11 protein-coding genes are annotated in these 12,263 nt (G+C 68.3%); 6 read left to right on the forward strand and 5 right to left on the reverse strand.

Annotated features, from left to right (window positions below; genetic code table 11):
- The first annotated feature begins 155 nt into the window (after positions 1 to 155).
- The gene (polA, locus tag BLV31_RS12625; protein ID WP_064060154.1) at positions 156 to 2,879 is read left to right on the forward strand and encodes a DNA polymerase I; all 2,724 of its coding nucleotides are present in this window, start codon (positions 156 to 158) and stop codon (positions 2,877 to 2,879) included.
- Between the two features lie 128 nt (positions 2,880 to 3,007).
- On the opposite strand, the gene trxA is transcribed toward polA, so the two are convergent.
- The 3 genes from trxA to BLV31_RS12640 form a co-directional block, all read right to left on the reverse strand.
- Positions 3,008 to 3,379, reverse strand: a complete 372-nt coding sequence (gene trxA / locus BLV31_RS12630) for a thioredoxin (protein ID WP_064060155.1) — start codon at positions 3,377 to 3,379, stop codon at positions 3,008 to 3,010.
- A 163-nt stretch (positions 3,380 to 3,542) separates the two neighbouring features.
- Positions 3,543 to 4,550 (reverse strand): GlxA family transcriptional regulator, encoded by a 1,008-nt coding sequence (locus BLV31_RS12635; RefSeq protein WP_170318564.1) that lies wholly within the window; start codon positions 4,548 to 4,550, stop codon positions 3,543 to 3,545.
- A 233-nt stretch (positions 4,551 to 4,783) separates the two neighbouring features.
- Positions 4,784 to 5,302, reverse strand: a complete 519-nt coding sequence (locus BLV31_RS12640; protein ID WP_033097659.1) for a 2'-5' RNA ligase family protein — start codon at positions 5,300 to 5,302, stop codon at positions 4,784 to 4,786.
- Between the two features lie 19 nt (positions 5,303 to 5,321).
- On the opposite strand from BLV31_RS12640, the gene BLV31_RS12645 reads away from it, so the two are divergent.
- From BLV31_RS12645 to BLV31_RS12660, 4 genes are all read left to right on the forward strand, one after another.
- Positions 5,322 to 6,407 carry an isocitrate/isopropylmalate dehydrogenase family protein gene (locus BLV31_RS12645; protein WP_006554008.1) on the forward strand — a complete coding sequence of 362 codons (1,086 nt, stop codon included), beginning with the start codon at positions 5,322 to 5,324 and terminating at the stop codon, positions 6,405 to 6,407.
- Between the two features lie 108 nt (positions 6,408 to 6,515).
- Positions 6,516 to 7,388, forward strand: coding sequence for an ABC transporter substrate-binding protein (locus tag BLV31_RS12650; RefSeq protein ID WP_174556245.1), 873 nt, complete (start codon positions 6,516 to 6,518; stop codon positions 7,386 to 7,388).
- An 11-nt stretch (positions 7,389 to 7,399) separates the two neighbouring features.
- A complete protein-coding gene (locus BLV31_RS12655) occupies positions 7,400 to 8,386 on the forward strand; it encodes an amino acid ABC transporter permease (protein ID WP_006554006.1) in 987 nt (328 codons plus the stop codon).
- A complete protein-coding gene (locus BLV31_RS12660; protein WP_019289663.1) occupies positions 8,383 to 9,156 on the forward strand; it encodes an amino acid ABC transporter ATP-binding protein in 774 nt (257 codons plus the stop codon). The genes BLV31_RS12655 and BLV31_RS12660 overlap by 4 nt, the downstream gene beginning before the upstream one ends.
- A 7-nt stretch (positions 9,157 to 9,163) precedes the next feature.
- Here BLV31_RS12660 and BLV31_RS12665 read toward each other — a convergent pair whose 3' ends face one another.
- Positions 9,164 to 10,072, reverse strand: a complete 909-nt coding sequence (locus BLV31_RS12665; protein WP_064060157.1) for a class I SAM-dependent methyltransferase — start codon at positions 10,070 to 10,072, stop codon at positions 9,164 to 9,166.
- A gap of 219 nt (positions 10,073 to 10,291) precedes the next feature.
- Between BLV31_RS12665 and rpsA the strand changes: the two genes are divergently transcribed.
- Positions 10,292 to 11,752: a 30S ribosomal protein S1 gene (rpsA, locus tag BLV31_RS12670; protein WP_006554003.1), complete on the forward strand. Its 1,461-nt coding sequence runs from the start codon at positions 10,292 to 10,294 to the stop codon at positions 11,750 to 11,752.
- Between the two features lie 176 nt (positions 11,753 to 11,928).
- Here rpsA and BLV31_RS12675 read toward each other — a convergent pair whose 3' ends face one another.
- Positions 11,929 to 12,141: a hypothetical protein gene (locus BLV31_RS12675; protein WP_016934979.1), complete on the reverse strand. Its 213-nt coding sequence runs from the start codon at positions 12,139 to 12,141 to the stop codon at positions 11,929 to 11,931.
- Positions 12,142 to 12,263 lie beyond the last annotated feature (122 nt).

Genomic DNA, 12,263 nt, shown 5'->3' on the forward strand with positions numbered 1-12,263 from the left:
ACTCTAGCGGCTGGATCGCACGTCCACGGGAAAAATTGGATCACCCGGACGTTTCGGTCTCGTTTCTTCGGACAACGAGTGTTCGCACATACCGGAGAGGTGCTGGTCGGGCGGTGTGGCCGACGCTGTCGTCCTCGGTCCCTAGACTGGCACGCGTGACCCGTGCATCCACTTCCGCGACGTCCACCGCGGCCACCGACGACCGCCCGACCCTGCTGCTCCTCGACGGCCATTCCCTCGCGTTCCGCGCGTTCTACGCGCTGCCCGCCGAGAACTTCAAGACCCACAGCGGGCAGACCACGAACGCGGTCTACGGGTTCACCTCCATGCTCATCAACCTGCTGCGCGACGAGCAGCCCACGCACGTCGCGGCGGCATTCGACGTCAGCCGCAAGACCTTCCGTGCCGAACTGTTCGCCGCCTACAAGGCCCAGCGCAGCGCCGCACCCGACGACTTCAAGGGTCAGATCGACCTCACCAAGGACGTCCTCGGCGCGATGGGGATCCCGGTGATGGCGATCGAGGGCTACGAGGCCGACGACATCATCGCCACGCTCGCGACGCAGGCGCACGCCCAGGGCTTCCGGGTGCTCGTGGTGACCGGCGACCGCGACGCGCTCCAACTCGTCAACGGTGACATCACGGTGCTGTATCCGCGGCGCGGCGTCTCCGACCTGACGCGCTTCACCCCCGACGCGGTGGAGGAGAAGTACGGACTCACCCCCCAGCAGTATCCGGACTTCGCGGCGCTGCGCGGCGACCCGAGCGACAACCTGCCCGGCATCCCCGGCGTGGGCGAGAAGACCGCCGCGAAATGGATCCGCGAGTACGGAAGCCTGAGCGGACTCGTCGACCGCGTCGACGAGGTGCGCGGCAAGACCGGCGACGCGCTGCGCGAGAACCTGTCCAACGTGTTGCTCAACCGCCAGCTCACCGAGATGGTGCGCGACGTGGCCGTGCCGTACACCCCCGAACAACTCGCCCTCGCCCCGTGGGACCGCGACCGCATCCACCGCCTGTTCGACGACCTCGAGTTCAAGGTGCTGCGCGACCGGCTGTTCGAGACGCTCTCGTCGGCCGAGCCTGAGGCCGAGGAGGGCTTCGAGGTGCGCGGCGGGATCGTCGAGCCGGGTGCCCTCGGCGACTGGCTCGCCGAGCACGCCCCGGCGGGTCGACGTCATGGGCTCGCCGTGGTGGGCACCGGCACTCCCTACGGAGGCGACGCGACCGCGATCGCCGTCGCCGGGGCCGACGGTGAGGGCGCCTATGTGAGCACGGTGGCGCTCACGCCCGAGGACGAGAACGCCCTCGCCGCATGGCTCGCGAACCCCGCCGTGGAGAAGGCCGTGCACGAGGCGAAGTTCGCCATCCACGCGCTGCGCGGACGCGGCTGGACGCTCGCCGGCATCACCAGCGACACCGCGCTCGCCGCCTATCTGGTGCGGCCAGGCCAGCGCTCGTTCAAGCTCGACGACCTGTCGCTGCGCTACCTCAAGCGTGAGCTGCGAGTGGAAGACACCGGCGCGCAACAACTCTCGTTGCTCGACGACGAAGACGCCGCCGACGCGCAAGCGGCCGAGGCGCAGATCCTCGCGGCGCGCGCCGTCGTCGACCTCGCCGCGGCCCTCGACACCGAACTCGGCGAGATCGAATCGGTGCGCCTGCTCACCGAGATGGAACTGCCCCTGCTCGAGGTCCTCGCAGAACTCGAGGCCACCGGCATCGCCGTCGACTCGGCGCACCTGCACGACCTGCAGTCCGAATTCGCGGCCCAGGTCGCCGCCGCCGCGAACGCCGCCTACGAGGTGATCGGCAAGCAGATCAACCTCGGCTCGCCGAAACAGTTGCAGGTGGTGCTGTTCGACGAGCTCGAGATGCCGAAGACGAAGAAGACCAAGACCGGCTACACCACCGACGCGGATGCCTTGCAGAACCTGTTCGACAAGACGGGCCATCCCTTCCTCGAACACCTGCTCGCGCACCGTGAGCACACCAAGATGAAGACCACCGTCGACGGACTCATCAAGTCCGTCGCCGACGACGGTCGCATCCACACCACCTTCAACCAGACCGTCGCGGCGACGGGCCGGCTCTCGTCGACCGAGCCGAACCTGCAGAACATTCCGGTGCGGACCGAGGCCGGTCGCCGGATCCGCGACGGTTTCGTGGTGGGCGACGGATTCGACGTGCTGCTCACCGCCGACTACAGCCAGATCGAGATGCGCATCATGGCGCACCTGTCGGCCGACGAGGGGCTCATCGAGGCATTCCGTACGGGCGAGGACCTGCACACCTTCGTGGCGTCGCGGGCGTTCGGGCTGCCGCTCGAGGAGGTCACCCCGGAGCTGCGTCGCCGCGTCAAGGCGATGTCCTACGGTCTCGCCTACGGGTTGAGCGCCTACGGTCTCGCCCAGCAGCTGAAGATCTCCACCGACGAGGCCCGCGAGCAGATGGAGGCCTACTTCACCCGCTTCGGCGGCGTGCGCGACTACCTCTACAACGTGGTCGAGGAGGCCCGCAAGGTCGGCTACACGTCCACCCTCTACGGCCGCCGCCGGTACCTGCCCGACCTCAACAGCGACAACCGGCAGCGCCGGGAGATCGCCGAGCGCGCCGCGCTCAACGCCCCCATCCAGGGCACGGCCGCCGACATCATCAAGGTCGCGATGATCGACGTGCAGAAGGCGCTGAATGAGGCCGGACTGCGGTCGCGGATGCTGCTGCAGGTGCACGACGAACTCGTGCTCGAAGTGGTCGAAGCCGAGCGCGAACAGGTCGAGGCGCTCGTGCGCGACAAGATGGACTCCGTCATCGAATTGTCGGTGCCGCTCGAGGTCTCGGTCGGTTACGGCCGCAGCTGGGACGCCGCGGCGCACTGAGTCGCGGGGACACCGAGTCGCGGGGACACCGAGTCGCAGGGACACCGGCCGCAGGTACACACACCGTACGTACGACGGCGCCCGCCCCCGGATCACCGGGGACGGGCGCGGTCGACGCGACGAGTGGGTCAGCTCTGCTCGGCGCGAGCCTCCGCGATCTGCTTGCGCACATCGTCCATGTCGAGGTCCTTGACCTGCGAGACGAGATCCTCGAGAGCGGCGGGCGGAAGAGCACCGGCCTGGTTGTAGACGAGGATGCCTTCGCGGAACGCCATGATCGTGGGGATCGAGCGGATGTTCGCCGCCGCCGCGATGGCCTGCTCGGCCTCGGTGTCGACCTTCGCGTGCACGACGTCGGGATGCTTGTCCGACGATGCCTCGAAGGTGGGCGCGAACTGCTTGCAGGGGCCGCACCAGTCGGCCCAGAAGTCCACGAGCACGATGTCATTGCTCGTGACGACCTCGTCGAAGTCCTGCTGGGTGAGAGCCTTGGTTGCCACGGAAATCCTTTCGGTCGGGCGTGTCGACGGGTCCAACATCCGGCCGCCGCTGTTTCTTCCCGTTCGTTCCCGCCGTCACGCGTCGTGACGGGGTTCCTTCCGCCACGCTACGTGACGTGTCCGATCCGGGGGTGTCGTCGGGAGGTGCCGATCGAGGGACGCGTCACACGCCGACCGGTTCGACGGACCGCCGGAAGGTCCGTCGGTAGGCCTGCGGAGTGGTCTGCCGCAGGCGCAGGAAATGCTGGCGCAGCACCGCAGCGGTGCCGAAACCGACGCGGTCGGCCACCACGTCGATCGGAAGGTCGGTCTCCTCGAGCAGGCGCTGCGCGGCCAGGACCCGCTGATCGCGGAGCCAGCGCGCGGGCGTGACCCCAACCTCGGCGACGAACCGCCGCGCGAAGGTCCGCGCCGACATGTGCGCCTTCTGCGCCAGTGCGGCCACCGGGAGTTCCCGGTCGAGGTGCTCGCTCATCCAGTCGAGCAACGGCGCGAGCGACTCGTCCTTGCATTCGGGCAGTGGCATCGCGACGTACTGGGCCTGCCCACCGTCGCGGTGCGGTGGCACCACCATGCGCCGGGCGATCGTGTTGGCGACCTGGGCTCCCTGGGCGGAGCGGACGATGTGCAGGCACAGGTCGATGCCGGCCGCGGTGCCTGCGGCGGTGAGGACCGGATGGTCGTCGACGTAGAGCACGTCCCGGTCGACCTGCGCCGTCGGATAGGTCCGGGCGAGACGGTCGGCGTGCATCCAGTGGGTCGTGCAGCGACGCCTGTCGAGCAACCCGGCCGCACCGAGGATGAACGCCCCGGTGCACATGCTCGCCACGCGCGCGCCGCGGTCGACGGCGGCCCGCAGTTTCGCGAACAACGGTTCGAGGCGCCCGTCGTCGAGCGCGATGCCGTCGCTGTTCACCGCTGGCAGGAGAATCAGGTCGGCGTCGTCGAGGAGATCGAGCCTGTGAGGCACCTCGATGGTGTAGCCGAAGCGGGTGCGCACCGGATCGGAGGTCGCGGCGACGAGGTGGAAGTCGTAGGTCGGCAGGCCGTCGTCGGAGCGGTCGAAGCCGAACACCTCGCACGCCACGCCGAGTTCGAAGGTCTCGACGTAGGGGAGGACGGGGACGACCACCTTCTCGAGCCGGCCGGTGGTTCCAGGTGTTCCGGACACGCAACCCAGTGTGACACCGTGGTGGCAGAAAAACGATGTTCTCCGACGGCTCTGCCACTGTCGGGTGGGACCCCGGCGCGGCAGGCTCGAAGCATGATCCTGCTGGTCCTCGTACTTCTGGCGGTCTTTCTCCTCCTCGACGTGCTGGCCCTCACCGGACGCACGCCCGACACCCATATGGAAGTGACGCAGTTCGGCGACTACCGTTTCTGAACGGCGCACCGTCCCGCTGCTCAGGTGAGCAGCCACTCCCGCTTGGCCTCGCCGTCCCAGCGCCGCACTCCTGCACTCGATCCGGTCAGCTGCCGCTCCGGCGTCTGCGCCGCCAGGACCGCGGTACCGATGCGCGCGGCCGGCACCCGCCGTGCGAGGGTGACGTGCGGCGTCCACTCGCCCGGCCGGATGTGTGCGGGGATGCCGGGGCATTCCGAGAGCACCTCGAACACCCGCGCCTGGAGTTCGAGCAGTTCGATCGACGGCACGACCGTGCGGGCGAGCGTCGCGTACCGGCCACCGAAGATCACCACGCCACCGAGCCGGAGGGTGATCCGCCGGACCGTGATGGTGGCCCGCAGCGCGTCCTCGAGTTCGTCCGGCAGGGCATGGGCGACGAACAGCGTCACGTGCGGACGGTTGGATTCGGAACGGACGCGTCCCTGACTGTGCAGGCCGGCGTCGAGCAGCCGGGTCCACTCGTCGCGCACCGCCGTGTCGAGCGGGGCGTCGAGGAGGAGTTCCACCGACTGGACCACGGTAGGCAATGATGACCGGGTGACCGACGACACCGCAACGCTTCAGACCCATCGCATCGGACTTCTCGAGGGGGACGGCATCGGTCCCGAGATCGTGCCGGCGACCCGCAGGATCGTCGACACCGCCGTCGCGGCAGCCGGGGTCGCGGTCGACTGGGTGCCGCTGCCCGTCGGTGCCTCCGCGATCGAGACGCACGGCAGCCCGCTGCCGCAGGTCACCCTCGACACCCTCGCCGAGCTCGACGCGTGGATCCTCGGCCCGCACGACAGCGCCTCGTACCCACCCGAGTTCCGGGGTCAGCTCACTCCGGGCGGTCGGATCCGCAAGCACTTCGACCTGTACGCGAACATCCGGCCGGCGTGCGCACTGCCGGGAGCGGCGTCGGTGTCACCGAAGATGGATCTCGTGGTCGTCCGGGAGAACACCGAGGGTTTCTACGCCGACCGGAACATGGCCGTCGGCAGCGGCGAGTTCATGCCCACACCCGACATCGCACTCGCGGTCGGAGTGATCACCCGCGCCGCCTGTGAACGCATCGCGCACACCGCCTTCGACCTCGCGTCGCGTCGCCGCAAGCGCGTGACCATCGTGCACAAGGCCAACGTGCTCGCCAGCACGACCGGCCTGTTCCGGGACGTGTGCCAGGAAGTGGGTCGTCTCTACCCGAGCGTCACTGTCGACGACCAGCACGTCGACGCGATGGCCGCGCTGCTCGTCCGCCGCGGCGCCGAGTTCGACGTGATCGTGACGGAGAACATGTTCGGCGACATCCTGTCCGACCTCGCCGCCGAACTGTCCGGCTCGCTCGGTACCGCGGCGTCGATCAACGCGTCGCGCACCAAGGCCATGGCCCAGGCCGCGCACGGCGCCGCACCCGACATCGCCGGGCAGGGCCGCGCCAACCCGATCGCGCTGATCCTCTCCGCCGCCATGCTTCTCGACCGTGTCGGTGCACGCGCGGACATCGAATTCTCCGCGGCCGCCCGCGCCATCGAGGACGCCGTGCGCGCGACCGTCGCGGCGGGTGTCGCGACCGCCGACCTCGGTGGCACCGCGTCGACGGACGAGTTCACCGCCGCCGTCATCGCCCGCCTCGAAGCCTGAGCTTCGGGTTTGCATTCGGACCCCTCCCTGGTTGGATACTGTGCGACTGTGAATCGAGCAGTGCACACCCGCCGCGTGACCTCGTGGGGGCGTCGTCATGTCCGGACCCTGAGCAGGCTGGCGGCGGGAGCGGCGGTGCTTGCCTTCGCGACCGGGTGCGTGGTGAACGGCGAATCGACCGTGCCGCCCGGCGACCGAGTCACCGTCGAGAAGGTCGACGCCATCGCGAGGCAGTTGCCGCCCGACATCGCCGACGGCGGCACCCTCGAGGTCGGGGTGAACGTCCCGTACGCCCCCAACGAGTTCAAGGACGACGACGGCACCATCGTCGGCTTCGGCGTCGAACTCGTCCACGCCCTCGGCGACGTCCTCGGACTCGAGGCGGTGCTCAACGAAGCCGACTTCGACCGGATCATCCCGGCCGTCCAGGCGGGCACCTTCGAGATGGGCTCGTCGTCGTTCACCGACACGAAGGAACGCGAGGAATCGGTCGACTTCGTCACCTACTACAGCGCCGGAGTGCAGTGGGCGCAGCGCACCGGCGAATCCGTCGACCCCGACAACGCGTGCGGACTGCGGGTGGCGGTACAGACCACCACCATCGAGGACCTCGAGGAGGTCCCCGCGAAGAGCGAGGAATGCGTCGCCCGCGGGCTGCCGCCCATCGACAAGGTCAAGTACGACAGCCAGGACGAGGCTGCCAATGCCCTCATCCTCGGCCGGGTGGACGCACTGTCCGCCGACTCGCCGGTCACGGCGTACGTCATCGCCCGCAGCGAGGAACGACTCGAACCGGCCGGTGAGGTCTTCGACGCCGCGCCCTACGGATTCGTCGTCGCGAAGGGGTCGCCGTTCGGTCCCGTACTGCAGCAGGCAGTGCAGTACCTCATCGATTCCGGTGCGTACGACGAGATCACCGCGCGCTGGGGCATGGAGGACGGCGCGATCACCGCCTCGCAGATCAACGGCGCGACGAGCTGAGAAAGGGAACCATGAGCGAGTCCACGTCCGCGAGATCCGCGGAACCGCGACCGGACGACCCGGAGCCGATACGCGCAGTACCCCTGCGACATCCCGGACGATGGATCTCCGGCGCGATCGTCCTGATCGCACTCGGGTTGTTCGCCTGGGGAGCGGCCACCAACGAGGCCTACCGCTGGGACATCTACGCCCGGTACCTGTTCGACGCCCGCATCACCGCAGCCGCGTGGAAGACCGTGCAGCTGACGGTGCTCGCCATGGCCATCGCCGTCGTCCTCGGCGTGGTGCTCGCGGTGATGCGTCTGTCCCCGAATCCCGTGCTGCGTTCCGTCGCGTGGCTGTACCTGTGGGTCTTCCGCGGTACCCCGGTGTACGTCCAACTCGTGCTGTGGGGACTGTTCCCGTCGATCTACAAGCAGATCGACCTCGGGATCCCGTTCGTCCACCAGTTCGTTCACATCGACGTGCAGGGTCTGAACGCGGCGTTCCTGTTCGCCGTCATCGGCCTGGCACTCAACGAGGCGGCCTACATGGCGGAGATCGTGCGCGCCGGCATCACCTCCGTGCCCGAGGGGCAGCTGGAGGCGTCCACGGCGCTCGGCATGTCGTGGTCGCAGACCATCCGCCGCACCGTCCTGCCGCAGGCGATGCGGGTTATCATCCCGCCGACCGGCAACGAGCTGATCAGCATGCTCAAGACCACCTCGCTGGTCGCCGCGGTGCCCTACAGCCTCGAGCTGTACGGCCGTGCCCGCGACATCTCGGGTGCGAACTTCCAGCCGATCCCGCTGCTGCTCGTCGCCGCGACCTGGTACCTGGCGATCACCAGCCTGCTCATGATCGGCCAGTACTACCTCGAGCGGCACTACTCGAAGGGCCTGAGCCGGCAGCTCACGGCCCGTCAGCTGCAGGCACTCGCCGACGCACAGAACGTACCGGTCGCCGAGGCCGGCAAGCCGACGCCGAAGCCCGGCGCACCGGGGGAGGAACACATATGACGTCCGTCGAGACGCCGATGGTGCGGGCCGACCGGGTCTGCAAGAGTTTCGGCGCCGTCAAGGTGCTCAAGGGCATCTCGCTCGAGGTGGGGCGCGGCCAGGTGACCTGCCTGATCGGTCCGTCCGGATCCGGCAAGTCGACCTTCCTGCGGTGCATCAACCACCTCGAACGCGTCGACGCCGGTCGCCTGTACGTCGACGGCGATCTCGTCGGTTACGCCGAACGGGGTTCGAAACTGTACGAACTGCACCCGCGGGCCGCCGCGAAGCAGCGCCGCGACATCGGCATGGTGTTCCAGCACTTCAACCTGTTCCCGCACCGCACCGTGCTCGAGAACATCATCGAGGCGCCGATCCTCGTGAAGAAGCTCAAGCGTGACGAGGCGGTGGAGAAGGCCCGGGACCTGCTCGCGCGGGTCGGGCTGGCCGACAAGGTCGACGCCTATCCCGCGCAGCTCTCGGGCGGCCAGCAGCAGCGCGTCGCGATCGCCCGCGCGCTCGCCATGGATCCCAAGCTCATGCTGTTCGACGAGCCCACCTCGGCCCTCGACCCCGAACTCGTCGGCGAGGTGCTCGCGGTGATGCGCGATCTCGCCGACGGCGGCATGACGATGGTCGTCGTCACGCACGAGATGGGCTTCGCGCGGGAGGTCGCCGATCAGCTCGTGTTCATGGACAGCGGCGTGGTCGTCGAGGCCGGTGATCCCCGCCAGGTGCTGGCCGACCCGAAGGAGAGCCGGACCCGGGAGTTCCTGTCCCGGCTGCTGTGAGTCGGGATCAGGTGGGTTTGCGGCTGCAGAAGATGGCGGTGCCCGGGAAGATCGAACCGCGCAGCGGGCTCCACTGTCCCCACTCGCGGTCGAGATGCTCGGGCCACTCGGGTTCGACGATGTCGTAGACCTCGAGGCCGGCGGCGACGAGTTCGCGCACCCGGTCGCCCACGGTGCGGTGGTGCTCGGCGTAGGTCGCCCGGCCCGTCGCGTCCACCTCGACGTAGGGGGTCCGGTCGAAATACGGGAACATCGCGACCAGGCCCTGTTCGCCCGGATCGTCGGGGAAGATCCACCGCATCGGGTGGTTCACGGAGAACACCCACCGTCCGCCGGGTCGCAGCACCCGCGCCACTTCGCTCATCACCCGGGCGGAATCGGCGACGAAGGGCACCGCGCCGAACGCCGAGCACACGATGTCGAAGCTTCCGTCGGCGAACGGCAGGTTCTCGGCGCCGGCCTGTACGAGCGGAACCGTCGGGCCGGAACCGGTCATCGCCGCGCGTCCGCGCTGCAGCATCCCCATGGAGATGTCCAGCCCGACCGCCCGGGCACCCTGCCCGGCGATCCAGCGGGCGCACGGCGCCGAACCGCACCCGAGTTCGAGGACGTCGCGTCCGGCAACCGGGCCGAGCAACTGCACATCGCCCTCGTGCAGGCCCTCCGGGCACCACACGAACTCCCCGGCGGCCGAGTCCACGCCCAGGAACTCGCCGTGCGTGCGGTGGTAGTCGTCGGTGTCGGCGTCCCACCAGACCCGGTTCGCGCGTTCGCTCTCGAGGGAGCCGAGGCGGGTCCGGGTGGGTCGGGTCTCGCCGAGGATCGTCTCGGCGTCCGCGTGCCGCGCGGCCTCGTCGTCGGTTCCCTCCGGGACGCCCGAAAGGTCTGGAAAAGGGGGGTTCGCGGAGCCCGGCATGGGTGTGAGCCTATCGGGTGCGGGGGAGCGGTCCCGATATCGGTTTGCCCGGGTCCCCTCGAAGCGCGTAGCCTGGTGATCGCGAGTGTCCGCAGTTCGGCCCCAGGATCGAACGAGGAACTCGCCGTGACTCGCACATCGCCGTATCGCAGTGGGTGTTTCACGTGCCCGACCGAATTTGACCAACCGACTATCAACCCGTCCGGAGCAACTCAACACATGGCCTCCACCACCGTCACCTCGCCGCAGGTAGCCGTCAACGACATCGGCTCCGCCGAGGATTTCCTCGCCGCCATCGACGCCACGATCAAGTACTTCAACGATGGCGACATCGTCGAGGGCACCATCGTCAAGGTCGATCGCGACGAGGTGCTGCTCGACATCGGTTACAAGACCGAAGGCGTCATCCCGTCCCGCGAGCTCTCCATCAAGCACGATGTCGACCCCAACGAGGTCGTGTCGGTGGGCGATGAGGTCGAGGCTCTTGTTCTCACCAAGGAGGACAAGGAAGGCCGTCTGATCCTGTCCAAGAAGCGTGCTCAGTACGAGCGCGCCTGGGGCACGATCGAGGAGCTCAAGGAGAAGGACGAGGCCGTCAAGGGCACCGTCATCGAGGTCGTCAAGGGCGGCCTGATCCTCGACATCGGCCTGCGTGGCTTCCTGCCCGCGTCGCTCGTCGAGATGCGGCGCGTCCGCGACCTCCAGCCTTACGTCGGCAAGGAGATCGAGGCCAAGATCATCGAGCTCGACAAGAACCGCAACAACGTGGTCCTGTCGCGCCGCGCATGGCTCGAGCAGACCCAGTCCGAGGTTCGCAGCGAGTTCCTGCACCAGCTCCAGAAGGGCCAGGTCCGCAAGGGCGTCGTGTCCTCCATCGTCAATTTCGGCGCCTTCGTCGATCTCGGCGGTGTCGACGGCCTCGTGCACGTCTCCGAGCTGTCCTGGAAGCACATCGATCACCCGTCCGAGGTCGTCGAGGTCGGCACCGAGGTCACCGTCGAGGTTCTCGACGTCGATCTCGACCGCGAGCGCGTCTCCCTGTCGCTCAAGGCGACGCAGGAAGATCCGTGGCGTCAGTTCGCCCGCACCCACGCGATCGGTCAGATCGTGCCGGGTAAGGTCACCAAGCTCGTTCCGTTCGGCGCGTTCGTCCGCGTCGAGGAGGGCATCGAAGGCCTCGTCCACATCTCCGAGCTGGCCGAGCGCCACGTCGAGGTCCCGGACCAGGTCGTTGCTGTCGGCGACGACGCGATGGTCAAGGTCATCGACATCGACCTCGAGCGTCGTCGTATCTCGCTGTCGCTGAAGCAGGCGAACGAGGACTACACGGCCGAGTTCGACCCGTCGAAGTACGGCATGGCCGACAGCTACGACGAGCAGGGCAACTACATCTTCCCCGAGGGCTTCGATCCCGAGACCAACGAATGGCTCGAGGGCTACGAGAAGCAGCGTGAGGAGTGGGAGTCCCGCTACGCGGAGGCCGAGCGTCGCCACAAGATGCACACCGCTCAGATCGAGAAGATGGCTGCCGACGAGGCCGCCGAGGCTGCGGCCGGCGTGTCCGGTAGCAACTACTCCTCCGAGTCGGGTGCCGAGGCGGCTCCGGAGACCACCGGTGGATCGCTCGCGAGCGACGCCCAGCTCGCCGCTCTGCGCGAGAAGCTGTCGGGTAACGCCTGATACAGCGCTTCGACGGACGACCCCGCACTGTTCGGTGCGGGGTCGTCCGCGTTCCGGGGGGTCATTGTTGCTGTGGCACAGGGGCTCCCGGGCCACAACGGGACCGGCCCCCTTCCGAATCGGAGGGGGCCGGTCTTCGTGTGTCGTCGATAGCAGGTGCTCAACTCACGGCGAGCTCATCCCACGGCGGGAGTGGCCCACTGCGCGGGTAGGGCCGTCGCCCGCTTGCGCATCGCGGCGTGGCTGTGGCGCGCGTTCGTCAGCAGCGCGGTGAACCAGTTCCGCCGGTGCTCGGCGAGGGCGGCAGCGACCTCGGGGATGAGGATGCAGTGAACACCGTTTTCCATGCCGAGGCGATGCCGACCTGTGGTTGAGGTGGAGGATCGCATGGCCTGCCTTCTCGAATGCTCCGGACGAGCCGGGACGGATGCTTCGCAACGACGATATCGGACAGTCGGTCGAATTCTCCGCATTTACCCCAGGTAGAAGGGGGTGTGTCCAGTTTCCGAGC

Origin of the sequence: Rhodococcus pyridinivorans, from assembly GCF_900105195.1 — a bacterium.
Taxonomy (GTDB): Bacteria; Actinomycetota; Actinomycetes; order Mycobacteriales; family Mycobacteriaceae; genus Rhodococcus; species Rhodococcus pyridinivorans.